17 protein-coding genes and 1 riboswitch are annotated in these 18,867 nt (G+C 32.4%); of the genes, 15 read left to right on the top strand and 2 right to left on the bottom strand.

What is annotated here, in order from left to right:
• The first annotated feature begins 5 nt into the window (after positions 1 to 5).
• The 15 genes from KQI38_RS09040 (at position 6) to KQI38_RS08970 (ending at position 16,540) form a co-directional block, all read left to right on the top strand.
• Positions 6 to 230 (top strand): hypothetical protein, encoded by a 225-nt coding sequence (locus KQI38_RS09040; protein WP_216558423.1) that lies wholly within the window; start codon positions 6 to 8, stop codon positions 228 to 230.
• A 70-nt stretch (positions 231 to 300) separates the two neighbouring features.
• A complete protein-coding gene (locus tag KQI38_RS09035) occupies positions 301 to 708 on the top strand; it encodes a hypothetical protein (RefSeq protein WP_216558421.1) in 408 nt (135 codons plus the stop codon).
• A gap of 87 nt (positions 709 to 795) precedes the next feature.
• Complete coding sequence (locus KQI38_RS09030) at positions 796 to 1,299, top strand: GNAT family N-acetyltransferase (protein ID WP_216558418.1); 504 nt, start codon at positions 796 to 798, stop codon at positions 1,297 to 1,299.
• A gap of 48 nt (positions 1,300 to 1,347) precedes the next feature.
• Positions 1,348 to 1,449, top strand: a riboswitch (purine riboswitch).
• A 143-nt stretch (positions 1,450 to 1,592) separates the two neighbouring features.
• Entirely contained in the window at positions 1,593 to 5,264 is a 3,672-nt protein-coding gene (locus tag KQI38_RS09025) for a phosphoribosylformylglycinamidine synthase (protein ID WP_216558414.1), read from the top strand.
• A 12-nt stretch (positions 5,265 to 5,276) separates the two neighbouring features.
• Positions 5,277 to 5,762 carry a 5-(carboxyamino)imidazole ribonucleotide mutase gene (purE, locus tag KQI38_RS09020; RefSeq protein WP_216558411.1) on the top strand — a complete coding sequence of 162 codons (486 nt, stop codon included), beginning with the start codon at positions 5,277 to 5,279 and terminating at the stop codon, positions 5,760 to 5,762.
• A gap of 273 nt (positions 5,763 to 6,035) precedes the next feature.
• Positions 6,036 to 7,388 carry an amidophosphoribosyltransferase gene (gene purF, locus KQI38_RS09015; protein WP_216558408.1) on the top strand — a complete coding sequence of 451 codons (1,353 nt, stop codon included), beginning with the start codon at positions 6,036 to 6,038 and terminating at the stop codon, positions 7,386 to 7,388.
• A gap of 91 nt (positions 7,389 to 7,479) precedes the next feature.
• Positions 7,480 to 8,514, top strand: a complete 1,035-nt coding sequence (purM, locus tag KQI38_RS09010; protein ID WP_216558405.1) for a phosphoribosylformylglycinamidine cyclo-ligase — start codon at positions 7,480 to 7,482, stop codon at positions 8,512 to 8,514.
• Entirely contained in the window at positions 8,502 to 9,131 is a 630-nt protein-coding gene (gene purN, locus KQI38_RS09005; RefSeq protein WP_216558402.1) for a phosphoribosylglycinamide formyltransferase, read from the top strand. Before purM ends, purN begins: the two co-directional genes overlap by 13 nt.
• Before the next feature lie 4 nt (positions 9,132 to 9,135).
• Complete coding sequence (purH, locus tag KQI38_RS09000) at positions 9,136 to 10,668, top strand: bifunctional phosphoribosylaminoimidazolecarboxamide formyltransferase/IMP cyclohydrolase (RefSeq protein ID WP_338114457.1); 1,533 nt, start codon at positions 9,136 to 9,138, stop codon at positions 10,666 to 10,668.
• 18 nt (positions 10,669 to 10,686) lie between these two features.
• On the top strand, positions 10,687 to 11,952 hold the full coding sequence (gene purD, locus KQI38_RS08995) for a phosphoribosylamine--glycine ligase (protein WP_216558395.1): 1,266 nt from the start codon (positions 10,687 to 10,689) through the stop codon (positions 11,950 to 11,952).
• 245 nt (positions 11,953 to 12,197) lie between these two features.
• The gene (locus KQI38_RS08990) at positions 12,198 to 13,868 is read left to right on the top strand and encodes a formate--tetrahydrofolate ligase (protein WP_216558392.1); all 1,671 of its coding nucleotides are present in this window, start codon (positions 12,198 to 12,200) and stop codon (positions 13,866 to 13,868) included.
• Between the two features lie 88 nt (positions 13,869 to 13,956).
• Positions 13,957 to 14,259 carry a YerC/YecD family TrpR-related protein gene (locus KQI38_RS08985; RefSeq protein WP_094899825.1) on the top strand — a complete coding sequence of 101 codons (303 nt, stop codon included), beginning with the start codon at positions 13,957 to 13,959 and terminating at the stop codon, positions 14,257 to 14,259.
• Between the two features lie 240 nt (positions 14,260 to 14,499).
• Positions 14,500 to 15,534: an HD-GYP domain-containing protein gene (locus KQI38_RS08980; protein ID WP_216558390.1), complete on the top strand. Its 1,035-nt coding sequence runs from the start codon at positions 14,500 to 14,502 to the stop codon at positions 15,532 to 15,534.
• Positions 15,535 to 15,659: 125 nt separating this feature from the next.
• Positions 15,660 to 16,082: a bacteriohemerythrin gene (locus KQI38_RS08975; RefSeq protein WP_094899827.1), complete on the top strand. Its 423-nt coding sequence runs from the start codon at positions 15,660 to 15,662 to the stop codon at positions 16,080 to 16,082.
• Positions 16,079 to 16,540: a chemotaxis protein CheX gene (locus KQI38_RS08970; protein WP_094899828.1), complete on the top strand. Its 462-nt coding sequence runs from the start codon at positions 16,079 to 16,081 to the stop codon at positions 16,538 to 16,540. Before KQI38_RS08975 ends, KQI38_RS08970 begins: the two co-directional genes overlap by 4 nt.
• A 51-nt stretch (positions 16,541 to 16,591) precedes the next feature.
• Here KQI38_RS08970 and KQI38_RS08965 read toward each other — a convergent pair whose 3' ends face one another.
• A complete protein-coding gene (locus KQI38_RS08965; RefSeq protein WP_216558388.1) occupies positions 16,592 to 17,422 on the bottom strand; it encodes a glycerophosphodiester phosphodiesterase family protein in 831 nt (276 codons plus the stop codon).
• Positions 17,423 to 17,440: 18 nt separating this feature from the next.
• Complete coding sequence (locus tag KQI38_RS08960) at positions 17,441 to 18,724, bottom strand: MFS transporter (RefSeq protein ID WP_216558385.1); 1,284 nt, start codon at positions 18,722 to 18,724, stop codon at positions 17,441 to 17,443.
• Positions 18,725 to 18,867 lie beyond the last annotated feature (143 nt).

The raw sequence follows: 18,867 nt of genomic DNA, 5'->3' as shown, positions 1-18,867 counted from the left end.
TAAAAATGAAGAATAATCAAATGAACGGGTATATAATTTGGGGATTACTGATTAATAGTATTCTATTAGGCTCAAAACAATTCATAAAAATGCCAGAAGGTATTTATTGTTTTGGAATGGGAGTAGGTATTGCATTGGTACTATTTGGTATATATTCGATGAATCATGATACAACAAAAATAAAAAATTTCAAAAGAAATTTGATAAAAAAATTTATGAAATCAATATAATTATTAATTATGTAGTAATATGAGCTTCAATAGGCTTAAATGAGAAAATATAATATTTTGAGAGGACATTATGAATAGGGATAAAATAAAGATACTAAAGTTTGTTTGTTACTTATTTGGATTCTTTTGGATATATAATGTTATGACTGGTTTTTATAGTTTTTATACTACTGAGCTGCAAATGTGTGATAAAGAAATTTTTCTAATCAAAATAGTAGCTTTTGTGGCAGGAGTTATCCTTTCATTAGTTGCATCAGGAGGTTTCATAACATTGTTTTGGTATTCATATAGATTGAAATACAGGGATGAAAAGATATGTGATAATATTGCAAAGAAAGTCATAGCATTTCTTTTCGCCACAGGTGTATTTAAAGCGGCATTTGGTTTTTCAATATTTGTACTATCATTATTCTTTACAATTATTGTTTTGATTAGATATTTAGAAAAAGAATCCAGCGCTATAAATTATTCTCATTGATAAGAAATCTAGTAACATTATAAGAATAAATTGAAAATAAAGATTAATGAGCAGGCTCTACTGTTTGAGCCTTAAAGGAGGAGTAAAATGGAATTTAGAAAAACCGTCGAATCAGATATTGACAGTATTATGAATATTTTTAATCAAGCAAAGGCATATATGAAGGAACAAGGAATTGATCAATGGAATAATAATTATCCTAATTATGAAGTAGTGAAAAATGATATAAAAGATGGAGTAAGCTATGTATTAGTAAAAGATAATAATGTTGTTGGTACTGTAGTAGCTATTTTTGGAGAAGAAAAAAACTATAAGAATATTTACGATGGCAAATGGATAAGCAATGAAGAATATGCAGTGATTCATAGAATAGCTATTGATTCTAATTATAAAGGATTGGGAATAGTATCCATTATTTTCAAAAACATAGAGGATATTTGCATAAATAGAAGTATAAATAGCATTAGGGTGGATACCCATGAAGATAATTTATCAATGCAAAGTTTACTGGCTAAAAATTGTTTCCAGTATTGTGGTGTGATTTACTTAGAGGATAAAAGTAAGAGAATTGCATTTGAAAAAATATTATAATAAACAACTCTTGACATATATAAATCATACTGTTAATATGTAAGTGTAATAAATAATGAATACGGTGCTCATATAAGTCCCATAATATGGTTGGGACGTCTCTACAAAATGACCGAAAATCATTTAACTATGGGCGAAAGTGTACCTAGGGTTCCGAAGATTTTGTCTTGCTGGACCGAGCGGTACAGATACTGTATGGACAGTATTACACCGAAGGGATAAAAGCCCAGTCGGGTAGGTTTCGCTTTGCCTACCCGGCTGGGCTTAATTTAATTTTTTGAGGAGGGTTAAATTTGGATTTTAAAAGAATTTTTATCGAGAAGAATGAAGAGTTTAATACTGAAGGACAATTGCTATTAAAAGATTTTAGAGATTATTTAGGAATAGAAGATTTAAGTAAAGTAAGAACAGTAAATGTATATGATTTAATCAATGTGACAGAAGAAGAAAAAGAACTGATAGTAAAGGAAATACTCTTTGAAGAAATCTTAGATAATAAATATGAAAATAACCTTCCAATTAAAGACAATGAAAGATTATTTAGAGTTGAGTATCTAAAAGGTCAATATAATCAAAGAGAAGACTCTACAAATCAGATGATTAGGATATTAACTAAGAATGAAAATATAATAGTGCAAAATTCAAAGATAATAATTTTAGAAAATATAACAGAAGAAGAACTAAATAAAATAAAGAAATATTATATAAATCCAATAGAGATGAAGGAAGTTGCCATAGATAGCTTTATCTTTGAAAAAGAAACTGAAGCAACAGAAGAAATTGAAATAATAGATGGTTTTATAGAGATGACAGAAAATGAGCTTATATCTTTTAAATCAAAATATGGAATAGGTATGGATATAGAAGACATTTTATTCTGCCAAAAGTATTTTAAAGATGAAGATAGGAATCCAACTATTACTGAGTTAAAGCTAATAGACACTTATTGGTCAGATCACTGTAGACATACTACCTTCATGACAGAGATTACAGATATATCTATGGATGCAGGAAAGTATAAAGAAGTATTCCAAAAATCATTAGATGAATATGTAAAATCTAGAGAATTTGTTTATGAAAACAAAGAAAGACCAGTTTGCTTAATGGATTTGGCTACTATCAATATGAAGGAAACAAAGAAAAAGGGTCTATTAAATGATAAAGAAGAATCAGATGAGGTCAATGCTGCCAGCATTGAAATAGATGTAGACGTTAATGGTACAAATGAAAAATGGCTATTGATGTTTAAAAATGAGACTCATAATCATCCTACAGAGATGGAACCTTTTGGTGGTGCATCTACTTGCCTCGGAGGTGCAATAAGAGATCCGTTATCAGGTAGAGCTTACGTATATCAGGCTATGAGGATCACAGGGGCAGCAGATCCAAGACAAAAATATGAAGATACTTTGCCTGGGAAATTACCTCAAAGGAAAATCACTCAGACTGCGAAGACAGGATATAGTTCCTATGGATATCAAATAGGTGCTGCAACAGGATATGTTAAAGAAATATATGACAAAGGTTATATGGCCAAGAGAATGGAATTAGGAGCACTAGTTGCTGCTGCTCCAAAGGAAGCTGTATATAGAGGAAATTCTGAGCCAGGAGATTTGATTGTCCTAGTAGGTGGTAAAACAGGTAGAGATGGATTAGGTGGAGCAGTTGGTTCATCTAAGGAACATACAGAGGAATCCCTACACACATCAGGTGCAGAAGTACAGAAGGGAAATCCAGCAGTAGAAAGGAAAATAGTTCGTTTATTTAGGAATGAAGAAGTATCTAAGATGATTAAAAAATGTAATGATTTTGGTGCTGGGGGAGTTTCAGTAGCAATAGGAGAATTGGCAGATGGACTTTTTATTGAATTAGATAAAGTACCACTAAAATATTCTGGTCTTGACGGCACAGAGATTGCATTATCCGAGTCACAAGAGAGGATGGCAGTTGTTATTGCACCTGAAAATCTAGAAAGATTTATGTCCTTTGTTGAAGCGGAGGATTCAGAAGGCACAGTAGTAGCTAAGGTTACAGAAGAAAAAACTCTTAAGATGGTATGGAGAGGAAAAACTATTGTCAATATCAAGAGGAGTTTCTTAGATACCAATGGTATAAGAAAGAAGAATAAAGTTAATATAGAACAACCTATTGGAGAATTATATTTAGATAAAATGCCATCTCATGTAGAAGGAAAAAATATCGTAGATGCATTTGTAGAAAATATAAAGGATTTGAACATCTGTAGCCAAAAGGGTTTAGTAGAAGGATTTGATCATACTGTAGGGTCAAGTACTGTATTGATGCCATTAGGTGGGAAATATGGTCTTACTCCAGCAGAGGGAATGGTTGCGAAGATTCCTGTATTAGAAGGAGAGACAAATACTTGCTCTTTAATGAGTTATGGTTATGAACCAAAGCTTTCAAAATGGAGTCCATTCCACGGTGGATATTATGCTGTTATAGAATCCGTTGCAAAGATTGTAGCTATGGGTGGAGATTATAGAAAGATAAGGTTAACCTTCCAAGAATATTTTGAAAGACTTGGGAACGATCCAATTAAATGGGGAAAACCATTTTCTGCACTACTTGGCGCATTTCTGGTGCAAAAACAATTAGATACTCCAAGTATAGGCGGAAAGGATAGTATGAGTGGTACTTTTGAAGATATTCATGTTCCGCCAACCCTAGTTAGTTTTGCAGTAACTACAGATAAAGTAGAGAATATTATATCTCCAGAATTTAAAAATACTGGTTCAACCGTGGCTTTAATAAAATTGGATATAGATGAAGATGGTATGATTGATTTCAATCAACTAAAGTCAAATTATTCCACGATTAAAGAATTAATAGAGAAAGGTGAAATAATTTCAGCCTCCACAGTTAAATTTGGTGGGATTGCAAGATCTATTACTGAAATGGCTATGGGCAATAAAATAGGATTTAGATTTAATGAAGTAAGCAAAGAAGATTTGTTTAAGCCACTGTACGGCTCAATAATAATTGAATTGAAGGACGAAGCAGTATTAGGAAACATTAATTATAGAGTCCTTGGAACTACAATAGAAGCAGAGCATATAGGAATAGATAAAGAAATCATTCAATTAGATTCTTTAATTAAATTCTTCGAAGAGCCATTGGAAGAAGTATTTCCAACATATAAAGATAAAACTAATACAGAAAATAGTAAGTTTGAAAAAGGAAATATAATTACGAGAAAAACTAGTATAGCAAAGCCAAGGGTTTTAATACCAATATTTGCAGGAACTCATGGCGAATATACTATGGCTAGATGCTTTGAACAAGCTGGTGGTGAAGTAGATACCTTTGTGTTTAAGACCTTAACTTTCAGAGACATGGAAGAATCATATAAGGAGTTAACAGAGAAAATCAAGGGATGTCAAATAATTGGATTACCAAATGGTTCATTATTAGGTGATGAACCAGAAACTGGTGGAAAATTAATGAAATTGATATTAAGCAATCCCTATGCAATGGAAGAAATCAATAATCATCTATACAAGAGAGATGGATTAATCCTTGGAGTAGGTGCTGGCTTCTTAGGATTGATGAAACTAGGACTTATGGCTCCTTCAACAAATATTACCTATAACAAGAATGGAGAATTTATCTCAAGATTAGCCAATATTAAGGTAAGTTCAAATTTATCACCTTGGTTTAATGATATGACAGCAGGAGATGTATATACTGTACCAGTAGCTACAAAAGAAGGAAGAGTAATAGGGGAGAATATAGATGATCTAATAGCTAAGGGACAAATTTCAACTCAATTTATAGGTGAGAATCCAACAGGATCTGTATGCTGTATAGAATCTATGACCAGTTCTGATGGAAGGATACTTGGTACTATTTCCTCTATAGATAGAGTAGGAAATGGATTATATAAGAATTCAGATATAATAGGAAAACATAAGATATTTGAATCAGGTATAAAATACTTTAAATAGGGGGAGTAGGAGATGAAAGTTAGTATATTAATGGGAAGTATATCAGATAAACCTATATCAGAGAAAGTAACTAAAATTTTTGATAAATTTGGAGTGGATTATGAGGTCAGAGTAATATCAGCTCATAGAACTCCATATAAGGCTGTCGAATTTGCTGAAAATGCTGAGAAAAACAATACAGAAGTTATTATTGCCATAGCTGGAAAAGCAGCCCATCTAGCTGGAGTATTAGCAGGAGTAACCCCTCTTCCTGTAATAGGAATCCCTGCTAAATCCTCCACTATGGATGGATTGGATTCACTTCTTTCTGTGGTACAAATGCCAAAGGGTGTTCCAGTAGCTACTGTAGCCATAGATGGAGGAGAAAACGGAGGACTTCTAGCTGTTCAGATGCTTTCTATAAAATATCCTGAATTAAGGGAAAAATTCAAGGAATATAAGAAAGAGATGGCAGAAGAAGTAGAAAAGATGGATAGAGAGGTTTATGACCTAACTTAGCGAACGATAGTGAGCTTTAGTAGGTCAAACGCAACGAACGCCAAATTCATGCGAATGACAATGAGCAAAAGAATTTGTGCAGTGAGACTGCGGGAAATGACCTAACTTAGCGAACGATAGTGAGCTTTAGTAGGTCAAACGCAACGAACGCCAACCTTAATGTAGAATTTATCATTAGGAGTGTCCGTTAGGACCAAGTTCATGCGAGGGAAGGGAGCAAATAAATTTGAGTTGCGAAACTGCAAAGAAACTAACTAGAGAGAAGGTGCAATCTTGAGTGGAGTTGTAGGAATTTATAGCAAAAAAAGAAATGATGTATCAAAAATAATATACTATGGTTTATATGCACTACAACATAGAGGTCAAGTAAGTACAGGTATTGCAGTGAATAACAATGGTTTTGTTGATTACTTTAAGGACTTAGGACTAGTACATGAAGTCTTTCCAAAGGAAACTATGGAAAGACTTCGAGGAAATATTGGAATAGGACATGTTAGATATGCAACTGTGGGAGATACAACTACTGTAAATGCACAGCCCTTAGTTGTAGGATATAAGAGAGGTGCACTGGCATTGGCTCATGACGGAGCTGTAGTAAACTTTGAAAAGTTACGAGATGAGTTAGAGGACAATGGTGCCATATTTCAATCCCAATTAGATACAGAAGTCATAGCTAATCTAATAGCAAGGTATCATAAGGATAATGTGGAAGACGCCATAATAAAGGCTCTAGATACTATAAAAGGAACCTATGGACTAGTTATGATGACAACAGATAAATTAATAGGTGCAAGAGATCCATATGGAGTTAAGCCTCTTTCCCTAGGTAAATTCGGAGAAGATTATATCTTAGCATCAGAAACCTGTGCCTTTGATACTATAGGTGCTGAGTTTATAAGGGATATTGAACCGGGAGAGATTATTGTCATAAATGAAAGTGGAGTCAAATCTATAAAAAAGGATACAAATAGTAAGAAACCTTGCTTATTTGAAATAATATATTTTGCAAGACCAGACAGTAAATTAGATGGTAAGAGTATTTATTTATCAAGGATAGAAGCTGGAAAAGAGTTGGCTAGAGAGGCTGCTGTAGATGCAGATATTGTTATAGGTGCTCCAGATTCTGGAACAATACCAGCTATAGGATATGCAGAAGAATCAGGCATTCCATATGCAGAAGGGCTAATAAAAAATAGATATGTAGGGAGAACATTTATAGAACCAACTCAAGAACTAAGAGAGCAGGGAGTTAGAATTAAACTTAATGTATTAAAGGAAAATGTTGAAGGAAAGAGAGTGATTCTAGTAGATGATTCCATAGTAAGAGGTACTACCATAAAAAGAACTATTGAAATGATAAAAAATGCAGGTGCTAAAGAGATACATGTTAGAATATCTTCACCTCCCGTTCTTTACTCATGTCATTTATGGATGGACTCACCTAATAGAAAGAATTTAATAGCAGCTCAAATGTCAAAGGAAGAAATAAGAGAATTAATAGGAGTGGATTCCTTAGAATATTTATCCATTGAGGGATTACTAAAGGCCTCAGGTGGAGAAGGATTTTGTACGGGATGCTTGAGCGGAGAGTATCCTATAGTAAATATAGTGAAGAGTGAAAAGTGAATAGCTTAGGGTAAGGATTTGGGGTCTTTTAGTCTTTTCGACTATTAACTATTCACTATTAGTTATTCACTAAAAACAGGGAGGGTTTATCGTGAGTTTAACTTATAAGGATGCAGGTGTAGATAAAGAAGCAGGATATAAAGAGGTACAGCTTATAAAGGGAATGATAAAGAAAACTCATATCCCAGGGGTTTTATCAGATATAGGTGGATTTGCAGGCTTGTTTCAATTAGATACTAAGTCCTATGAAGAACCAGTTTTAGTATCAGGAACGGATGGAGTAGGTACTAAGCTAAGACTTGCTTTTATGATGGATAAACATAATACCATAGGAGAAGATTGTGTAGCTATGTGTGCTAATGATATTCTTTGTCAAGGAGCTAAGCCCTTATTTTTCTTAGATTATATAGCCACAGGAAAACTTATTCCTGAAAAGATGGCAAGTATTGTAGAAGGTGTATCTAATGGCTGCATCAAAGCATGTTGTGCCCTAATTGGTGGAGAAACTGCTGAAATGCCTGGATTTTATAAAGAAGATGAATATGATGTTGCGGGATTTTGTGTAGGAGTAGTAGACAAGAAGAAGATAATAAACGGATCTGCAATAGAAGAAGGCGACTTTATCATAGGGTTACCATCTAGTGGAGTTCATAGCAATGGATTTTCTTTAGTCAGAAAAATAATATTTGAAAAGGAAAAGATGGATGTAAACCAATATATAGAAGAACTAGGATGCACTATAGGTGAGGAACTTCTAAAACCAACTAGAATATATACAAATCCAGTATATAACTTGGTGCAGAAATTTAATATTAAAGGTCTTAGTCATATAACTGGTGGAGGATTTTATGAAAATATTCCAAGAATGCTGCCAGAAGGACTAACAGCTCATATAGACACTACTAAAATAAATACTCAAACTATATTCAATCTTTTACAAAAATGGGGTGGCATTGCTAAAGATGAGATGTACGGTACTTTTAATATGGGAATAGGTATGGTTATTGCGGTAGATAAAAATGAATTAGATGATATTACAAAATATTTAAAAGAGCAAAAAGAAGAATTTGTATTACTTGGTGAAGTTAAAAAAGGTACTGAAGGAGTAGTATTATGTCACCAGTAAAGATAGGTGTTCTAATTTCTGGTGGAGGTACTAATCTACAATCTATAATAGATAATATTAAAAATGGAAATATAGATGGAGAAATAAAATTAATTATTTCCAACAGAAAAGAAGCTTATGGTTTAACTAGGGGAAAGGATGCAGGAATAGAAAGCATTTATTTAGATAGGAAGTTATTTAATAGTGAAGAAGAATATAATCTAGAATTAATAAAAGAGTTTAAAGCAAGAAATGTAGAATTAATTATCTTGGCAGGATATTTAAAGGTACTATCTAAAGAACTTATAGAGGAATTTAATGGAAGAATAATAAATATCCATCCTTCCTTGATACCTAGTTTTTGTGGAAAAGGATATTATGGTGAAAAGGTACATCAAGGGGTTTTAGATTATGGTGTAAAGATAACAGGGGCTACAGTTCATTTTGTAGATGAGGGAACAGATACGGGCCCTATAATACTTCAAGAAATTGTATATGTTGATAGTGAAGATACGGTGGATACCTTAAAAGAAAAGGTACTAAAGATAGAACATAAACTCTTAGTACAGGCAGTGAAATTATATTGTGAAGGCAGTTTAATCATTGAAAGAAGAAAAGTGATTATAAAACAGAGGTGAGATGATGAAAAGGGCATTAATCAGTGTTTTTCATAAGGAAGGTATTGTTGAATTTGCCTCAGAATTAGAGAAACTAGGCTGGGAAATAATATCGACTGGAGGAACCTATAGAATTTTAAAAGAAGCTGGAATAAAAGTAATGGAAGTTGAAGATGTAACTAATTTCCCCGAAATACTAGATGGAAGGGTAAAGACTTTAAACCCCTATATTCATGGTGGACTTTTGTACAGAAGAGATGATGATAATCATGTAAAAACAATTGAAGATATGAAAATAAATCCTATTGATATAGTGGTTAATAATCTCTATCCTTTTGAAGAGACAATAAATAAATCAGGTGTAACTCACGAAGAAATTATTGAGAATATAGATATTGGTGGTCCATCTATGATTAGAGCGGCAGCTAAAAACTATAAAGATGTAACAGTAATAGTAGATCCTTCCGATTATGAAATTGTATTAAGAGAGCTAAAGGAGAATAATGAAACTACCTTCAAAACAAGACAATATTTAGCAAGAAAGGTTTTCAACTATACAGCTTATTATGACACATTAATATCAAATTATTTTAATGAAATAGAAGAGGTTATATTCCCAGAGAGATTAACTTTGGCCTATAAATCCAAAGAAGAGTTAAGGTATGGAGAAAATCCGCATCAAAGAGCAGCATTTTATAGGGAAGTAGGGAAGAAAGAAGGAACTCTAGCAGGAGCCATACAGCTTCATGGAAAGGAACTTTCCTTCAACAATATTAATGATGGAAATGGTTGTATTGAAGCACTAAAAGAATTTGATGAACCTACTGTAGTGGCTGTAAAGCATGCTAATCCTTGTGGTATTGGCAGTGGAGAAGACATACTAGAAGCTTATGAAAAAGCATATGAATGTGATAAGGTATCTATATTCGGAGGAATAATAGCAGCTAATAGAGAAATAAATGAGAAGATTGCAGAAAAAATAAATGAAATTTTTATAGAAATAGTAATGGCTCCATCTTTCACTGAAAAAGCATTAGAAATACTCACTCAAAAGAAAAATATAAGAATCCTACAGATAAACAATATTACAGACAGGGAATATAAAGAATTAGATATAAAGAAAGTATTAGGTGGACTACTAATACAAGATAAAGATAATATTTTATTAAATGAAGAATTAAAGGTAGTAACCAAGAATCAGCCTACTAAGGAAGAGATGGAAGATTTATTATTTGCTTGGAAAGCCGCAAAGAGTGTAAAATCCAACGGAGTAGTCATAGTTAAGGATAAAGCAACCATAGGTATTGGTCTTGGGGAAGTAAATAGGGTATGGGCGGTGCAGAATGCAATAGAAAGAGCAGGGGAAAAGGTCAAAGGAGCAGTCTTAGCATCTGATGGATTCTTCCCATTTAAAGACTCCATAGAATTATTAGCCAAAGCAGGAATTACAGCAATAATTCAACCAGGGGGCTCACTAAAGGATAGTGAAGTAATAGAAGAAGCAGATAAGAATGGTATTGCTATGATAATCACTGGTATAAGACATTTCAAACATTAATGCCTAGGAGGTAAGAAAATGAAAGTATTAGTTATAGGCAGTGGTGGTAGAGAACATGCATTATGTTGGAAAATAGCTAAGAGTCAGAAAGTAAGTAAGATTTATTGTGCACCTGGGAATGGTGGAACTGGTGAGATAGCCGAAAATATAGCTATAAATGTTGATGAAATAGATAAGTTAGTTCAATTTGCTATGGAGAATCATATAGATTTAACTGTAGTAGGACCAGAATTACCTTTAGTACTAGGTATAATAGATAAATTCCAAGAAAAAGGAATGAAAATTTTTGGAGTTAACAAGGAATGTGCTAAGCTTGAAGGGAGTAAGGATTTTTCTAAAGGATTTATGGAGAAATATAATATTCCTACTGCTAAATATAAGACATATACTAATTTAAATGAAGCGATAGAAGGACTTAGGGAATTCACTTATCCATTAGTTATAAAGGCAGATGGACTATGTGCTGGAAAAGGTGTAGTTATTTGCCAAAGTGAAGATGAAGCAATGAATACATTAAAAGATATTTTAGGAGAAAAAGTCTTTGGATCTGAGGGAGAAAAGGTTGTTATAGAAGAATTTTTAGATGGTATAGAAGCTTCTCTTCTTTGTGTAGTTACTAAGGATAAAATAATTCCAATGGAATCTGCTAAAGATTATAAAAAAATATATGAGGACGATGAAGGACCAAATACAGGAGGAGTTGGTTGCTTCTCTCCTAGTCCACTTTTTGATGATGAGTTAAATAAAAAAATTGAAAAAAACATACTTAATAACATAAGAGTCGGATTAGATTCAGAAAAAATGGATTTTAGAGGAATATTATTTATTGGTCTGATGATAGTGAGTGATGAGCCTAAGGTTTTAGAATTTAATGTAAGATTTGGTGATCCTGAAACAGAAGTATTAATCCCAAGGCTTGAATCAGATATAATAGATATATTCCAAAATACAATAGATGGAACATTAGAAAAATCAGATTTAATATGGAAAGAGAAAGCTTGTGTTACTGTAGTCATTACATCTAAGGGATATCCTAATGAATATGAAAAAGGATCTATAATTACTGGGGTAGATGAGTTAGATAAGGATATTATACTTTTTCATAATGGAACAAAGAAAATAGATAGAACTTTAATTACAAATGGAGGAAGAGTTTTATCTGTTACTAGTTTAGGATATACTATAGAAGAAGCTAGAAAAAAAATCTATTCAAATATAGATAAAATTAAATTTGATGGTATGAATTATAGGAAAGATATTGGGAAAACTATAATTGTCAATTAATTAACTCATAGAGCAGGATAAAACCTGCTTTTTTTGTTGAAAAAGATTTCCAAAATCTTATTGTTCTGTTATAATACTATATAGTAATTGTAGTTTAAGTATTCATTAGTAATAGGCTAAAAAATTAGAAAATTGGAATAAAAGTGATTGACCATATTAAAAAGGGTATATATTAATTCGGGTATAATTTACTTAGGTAATTTAAATAATAGTTAGTACAAAAATAAACACAAGGAGGATTAAGTATGAAAACAGACGTGCAAATTGCTCAAGAGGCAACAATGTTACCTATATCTGAGGTGGCAGCGAAGTTAGGGATAGACGAAGAAAAACTTATACATTATGGAAAGTATAAGGCAAAGGTATCTTTAGGACTTTTAGAGGAATTAAAAGACAAGCCAGACGGAAAACTAGTTTTAGTTACAGCAATTAATCCTACTCCAGCAGGCGAAGGTAAGACTACTACAAATATAGGTCTTTCAATGGGATTAAATAAAATAGGTAAAACTGCAATAACAGCACTTAGAGAACCTTCACTTGGACCTAGCTTTGGAGTTAAAGGCGGTGCTGCTGGTGGTGGATATTCTCAAGTAGTACCTATGGAAGATATCAATCTTCATTTTACAGGTGACTTCCATGCGATAACTACAGCTCACAATTTAATTTCAGCTTTATTAGATAACCACATTCATCAAGGAAACGTATTAAATATTGATCCAAGAAGAGTAGTTTGGAAAAGAGTTCTTGATATGAATGATAGAGCATTAAGAGATATTGTAATCGGATTAGGCGGAAAACCAAATGGAATGCCAAGAGAAGATGGATTTGATATAACAGTTGCTTCAGAGATAATGGCAATTTTCTGTTTATCAAAAGACTTAGAAGACTTCAAGGCTAGAGTTGGAGAAATTATCGTAGCATATAAATATGATGGAAGTCCAGTATTTGCAAAAGACTTACAAGCTCAAGGTGCTGTGGCATTACTTATGAAAGATGCAGTTAATCCTAACCTTGTTCAAACATTAGAGAACACACCAGCATTAATTCATGGTGGACCATTTGCAAATATAGCTCATGGATGTAACTCAATGCTAGCTACAAAATTAGCTTTAAAGATGGCAGAATACACAGTAACAGAAGCAGGCTTTGGTGCAGACTTAGGTGCAGAAAAATTCTTCGATATTAAATGTAGATTCGGTGGATTAAAACCAGATGCTGCCGTTATAGTAGCTACAGTAAGAGCATTAAAATACAATGGTGGAGTTAAGAAAGATGAACTAGGTAATGAGAACTTAGAAGCATTAGCTAAAGGGTTTGAAAACTTAGAGAAACATATAGAAAATATCAATAAATTTGGAGTACCAGCAGTAGTAGCTATTAACAAATTCCCAACAGACACAGAAGCCGAGCTTAACTATGTACTTGAAAGATGTAAATCATTAGGTGCAGAAGCTGTTCTTTCAGAAGTTTGGGGTAAAGGTGGCGAAGGCGGAGTGGCAATGGCTGAAGCTGTAGTAAGAGTATGTGAAACAAAAGAGTCTAACTTTAAACCTTTATATGATGTAGAAGATTCAATCAAGACTAAGATTGAAAAGATAGCTAAGGAAGTTTATGGTGCAGATGGAGTTGACTTCACTAAGGCTTGCGAGAAAACAATAGCTAATATAGAAAAATTAGGATTTGACAAGATGCCAATCTGTATGGCAAAAACTCAATATTCACTTTCAGATGACCCGACTTTACTTGGTAGACCTAGAGGATTTAACATTACTGTTAGAGACATAAAAGTATCTAGAGGTGCTGGTTTCTTAGTAGCTCTAACAGGAGAAATTATGACAATGCCAGGATTACCAAAAGTTCCAGCTGCAAATAATATTGATATATTACCAAGTGGAGAAATAGTAGGATTGTTCTAGATAATGGCTGGGCAAAGTCCCAGCTATTATTATCACTTTACACTTGAATACGTTAGTATGAAACTATAATTTATTAGGAGGGCAGGATATGGAATTTAATTCAAAGATAAAATCCAATCAGGTAGATGGATTTTTTGAAGCGATTTTACTTTTAGAAAATATGGAAGAGTGTTATAGGTTTTTTGAAGACATATGCACTATAAAGGAGATTCAAGCAATAGCACAAAGGCTCGAGGTTGCAAAATTACTTAAAGCTAATAAAACTTACAATGAAATAGAAGCTGAGACAGGTGCTAGTACTGCAACGATAAGTAGAATAAATAGGGCTTTGAACTATGGTTCAGAAGGATACAATATTGTATTAAAAAAATTAGGCATAATAGAAGAATAAGGAAAGCTTCTAAGGAAAAGTTAGAAACTTTTCTTGGCCACTGCATAAGCGACTTACATGAAATCAAAGATTTCCATAATTTGCTTAAAACTCAATTAGGTCAAGTTCTTGATATTAGGTATTAAAGTAGAACTTTCCTATTGGTTATAAGAAACAGGGACTAAGAGTCCCTTATTCCTTTTAGAGTGTAAAAATAAATTAGATCAATAGTAATATATAATCTCGGTGGAGGTGTGTATATTGGGGAAACTCATTAATATTGATAAATTAGAAATAGGAATGCTCTTGGACAAGGACGTAGTAGATATAAAAACAGGTGCAGTATTGATACCAGAGAACACTGCTATAACAAAGGCTTTCATTGATAAACTAAATATTCATGGAATACATTTTGTATTTGTTAGAGAGGAAGAAATACCTGAAGGAATTCGCAATGATGGATTTGCTAGAGAATATTCCAAGGTAGAAAATAGACTGGATAATATATTCAATGAGATTAAAGAGGGTAAAGAATTAAAATCAGATACGGTAATTTCCGAGATGAATAGTTTTGTTAAGGAAATAGCCTCAGAAAGAGATATACTTACTCAGATGAGATTGCTTCGAAAGACAGATGACTATACGTTTAATCATAGTTTAGGTGTAAGCATATTAGCTATAACTTTGGGAAAGTGGCTAAATTATCCTCAAGATAAAATTATGGATTTATCTATAATTGGGCTTTTCCATGACATTGGAAAGTTGAAGATCTCGGATGAAATATTGAAGAAACCGGGTATATTAACTGCAGAAGAATATGAAGAAATGAAAAAACATCCTCTTTACAGTTATGAAATGCTATTAGAGACTAACAGATTTAATGAAGATATTTTACAGGGTATATTGCAGCATCACGAAAAAATTAATGGGACAGGCTATCCTTATGGTATTAAAGGAGATAGTATACATGAATATGCAAAAATAATAGCTGTATGCGATATATATCATGCTATTACATCTAATAGAGTATATAAAGATAAGGATTCGCCACTACGAGCTGCAGATTATCTTAGACGTGAAAGTTTCACCTCATTAGACCCTAATATTACTCAAGTCTTTCTAAAGAATATATCCAGATTTTATGTTGGAAACAAGGTCTTGCTAAGTGATGGTTCAACAGGAATAATAGTCTATATACACCCCCAAAATGAAACTAAGCCTATAGTGCAGGTAGGTAATAAATTTATAGATTTTCTTCAGCCACAAGATATTGAGATACTAGATATTATAATATAATATTTAAGAGCATGAAGCCACATCAAAGCTATTGATTTTTAACATTAAGTGTAAGCTATTGTTGTAATATATCAGATTATGGGGTATATAATTAAATATTATAATTTAGAAGGTAGGGATTAAAAATGATGTGGAAAGATAAATATAAAGTTGGTGTAGAATTAATTGATGAGCAGCACAAAGAACTTTTTAAACGTTTATCAGAGTTCATACAGATTGTTCAAAGTAAAAGTGATTGGAATGAAAGATTAGATAAGGTAAAAGAAACAATGGAGTTTATGCAAGAATATGTAATATTCCATTTTGATGATGAAGAAGCATATCAAGAAAAAATTAATTATCCAGATATTGAAATACATAAAGAAGCACATAGAAAATTTAAAGAAGTAATCAATGATTATGTTAAAATCTTTGAACAAGGGGGATTTACTGAGGAAAAAATACAAGAATTCAGTGCTAAACTTATGACATGGCTAATCATGCATGTGGGAAAAATGGATCAAAAAATTGGAGAATATGCAAATGAAAAAGGAGGACAAGCACAATGAAGGCAGAATACTTAAACTCCTTTTATAAGGCAACTCAGGATGTATTTAGATTAATGCTTGACACAGATGTAGAGAAGGGACAGTTAAAGGCTATAGAGGGCATGGTTTGCAGCAAAGATGCCAATGTTATTCTTGGAGTCACAGGAGACTTGAAAGGCACAATTCTTTTTAGTTTTACTAGTGATATGACTTTAGAGATGGTTAGAATAATGTCAGGAATGGAAATGCATGAAATAGACAACTTTGTATCTTCAGCTTTGGGTGAAGTTGCAAATATTATTGGAGGCAATGCAGTAACAAATTTAACTGAATATAATTACATATGTGATATTGCCCCACCACAAATAATCATAGGCGAATATAAGTCTATTTCTATGGCAAATAAATTAGCACTTCTTCTACCATTAAAAACTCATATTGGTGAATTTGATATTAATGTGTTTTTAGCAGAAAATTAATTATAATATGAAAATAGCTAAGATTATAATCTTAGCTATTTTCTATTATCTTTAATTCAAAGGATTATCTGGTAAAAAATTTTCAAAAATAAACAAATCAAAATACTTAAGATAATTGTCTAATTCTATTTTTGAAGGAATAGTATAAGCAATAGTGGTGACTTTATAAAGTCTTTTACACAAAATAAAAGATAAGTTATCATGATATTTGTAGTTATATGAAATAAAGTGAGGCCTGGTAATAAAGTTAAACATTAAGTTCTGTAATAAAAAAGAAAATATTTTACTTTGTTTAATTTCGCTCTTTAAATAATTTGTAGAAAGCTGTCCTCTAATAACCTGTGGTCTATTTTTTTTATACCAAAGTACAGCTAAAGGATTGAAAGATTCCACACAATATGCCCCACTGTAATTATCTAAATAAGATGCAACTATACTACAAATTGAAAGATAATTAAATCTGGATTTTATTTCCACTATTAAAGGTACTTGTCCATTAACCAAATCAATTACTTCCTTTAAATGAGGAATCTTTTCCTTTGAATCAAATAAGGTAAGTCCTCTTAATTCTTGAAAAGTCAATTCATTTACATTTTTATCTATGCCACAGACTCTTTTTAAATTAAAATCATGAAATACAACTGGAACACGATCTTTTGATAACTGTATATCAAACTCAATTCCAAATCCATGATTTATTGCCAGCTGAAATGCAGCCATAGAATTTTCAGGTGCAATAAACTTTTCTTTATGAAAGCCTCTATGAGCATAATATCTTTTATAAAATAAGCTTAAGTCAGGTCTATTTAGTGTTTCTGGCATAATAGCAAGAAGGTAAAGAATAATTACCATTAAAATGATACCAAGAATATAGAAAAACATTAAATAACCTCCTATAAACTAATCTTCTACATCAAAATGTTCCAATGTGCTTTTTCTCTTTGGTGGCTTAGAATCACCATGACGAACCATCAACATTGTGCCCAAGGATAACAAAGAAAATACAAATGAATAAGGGAATAATGTCCTATAGGAGATATTTTCTAATAAAAATCCAGATAATATTGGGGTGAAAACCTGTGCAGACATAGAGAATATATAATATAAGCCAGTATATTTTCCTACATCAGCACTACGAGCCATTTCCACAACCATGGGATACGAATTCACATTAATAGCAGCCCATCCAATACCTGTAAATGCAAATACCACATTGATTAAGGGAGAGTAAGTCTTAAACCAAAATCCAAAGAAATAAGAAATACTCATCATTACAATACCACCAATAATAGTTTTCTTTCTACCTATATTACTAGATATGATTCCTATAGGGATATAAGATAGAATTGCAGCACCTGTTGCAACCATAAGGGCATTTGCGAAACCACCACCTTGTAAGTCCCAAACCGTTATTGCATATCTAGAAAAAGCTGTAGTGACAGCATTATATGCTGTAAACCATAAAAATATTGATGCAAATATAAAATTTAGGCTTCGCCTTACATTTTTATCCATAGTTATGCTTTCATTTAGATTATCTAAATGGGATTCTTCATCTTCGGTACAATCAGTACTTGATACTTCCTTTGCTAATTTATTCTCTCTAATGGTAATTACAAGAATACCAACTGCAACTACCATTAGAATAGCAACGGATAAAAATATATTTGTATAATTAGGTGAAGATTCTTTTGGAATTAATATACTGATCATTGCAAGTGTAAAAATAGCTCCTACTGCACCCATAAGATTAATTATGGAATTTGCCTTACTTCTAAGAGGCTTAGGTGTAATGTCAGGCATTAGAGCAACTGCAGGTGAACGATAGATACTCATAGAAAGAAGTACTACACCTAAAGATATAAAAAACAATATGAAATTTTGATTATTATCTGCAATAGGAATCATCATCATAGAGATAACTGCTATGACTGTACCTATAACGATAAAAGGAGTTCTTCTTCCAAATCTAGTCCTTATTCTATCGGATAAAGCACCGAAAATAGGAAGTAAAAATAAAGCTAAGATATTGTCAACAGCCATTATGGTTCCTGTCATAGTTTCCCCAACTTTAAAGGTGTTTTGTAAAATAAGTGGTATAATATTATCATATAATTGCCAAAATGCAGAAATAGATAAAAATGCTAGTCCTACAAAAAAGGTCCGTTTGTAATTTAACTTCATAAAGTTCCTCCTTAAATCTTTAAACGTTTTGTAAACTTAAATGAAAATTGAGGACTCCAACCTCTGTATGGTACAATGTTTTTGCTAGAAAACAAATACCTCCCAGAAAGGATGAAGTCCTCATGCAAAAAATTGTATCAATA

The organism is Tissierella carlieri (assembly GCF_018917285.1).
GTDB lineage: Bacteria > Bacillota > Clostridia > Tissierellales > Tissierellaceae > Tissierella > Tissierella carlieri.
Note: the sequence above shows the minus strand (reverse complement) of the source record. Positions and strands in the feature narration are given on the sequence as shown.

Coding starts and splice junctions, on each gene's coding strand:
- KQI38_RS09030 (WP_216558418.1), top strand. CDS start 796: ATGGAATTTAGAAAAACCGTCGAATCAGATATTGACAGTATTATGAAT.
- purH (WP_338114457.1), top strand. CDS start 9,136: ATGAAAAGGGCATTAATCAGTGTTTTTCATAAGGAAGGTATTGTTGAA.
- KQI38_RS08970 (WP_094899828.1), top strand. CDS start 16,079: ATGAAGGCAGAATACTTAAACTCCTTTTATAAGGCAACTCAGGATGTA.
- KQI38_RS09040 (WP_216558423.1), top strand. CDS start 6: ATGAAGAATAATCAAATGAACGGGTATATAATTTGGGGATTACTGATT.
- purN (WP_216558402.1), top strand. CDS start 8,502: ATGTCACCAGTAAAGATAGGTGTTCTAATTTCTGGTGGAGGTACTAAT.
- KQI38_RS09035 (WP_216558421.1), top strand. CDS start 301: ATGAATAGGGATAAAATAAAGATACTAAAGTTTGTTTGTTACTTATTT.
- KQI38_RS08975 (WP_094899827.1), top strand. CDS start 15,660: ATGATGTGGAAAGATAAATATAAAGTTGGTGTAGAATTAATTGATGAG.
- KQI38_RS08965 (WP_216558388.1), bottom strand. CDS start 17,422: ATGTTTTTCTATATTCTTGGTATCATTTTAATGGTAATTATTCTTTAC.
- purD (WP_216558395.1), top strand. CDS start 10,687: ATGAAAGTATTAGTTATAGGCAGTGGTGGTAGAGAACATGCATTATGT.
- KQI38_RS08990 (WP_216558392.1), top strand. CDS start 12,198: ATGAAAACAGACGTGCAAATTGCTCAAGAGGCAACAATGTTACCTATA.
- KQI38_RS08960 (WP_216558385.1), bottom strand. CDS start 18,724: ATGAAGTTAAATTACAAACGGACCTTTTTTGTAGGACTAGCATTTTTA.
- KQI38_RS08985 (WP_094899825.1), top strand. CDS start 13,957: ATGGAATTTAATTCAAAGATAAAATCCAATCAGGTAGATGGATTTTTT.
- purE (WP_216558411.1), top strand. CDS start 5,277: ATGAAAGTTAGTATATTAATGGGAAGTATATCAGATAAACCTATATCA.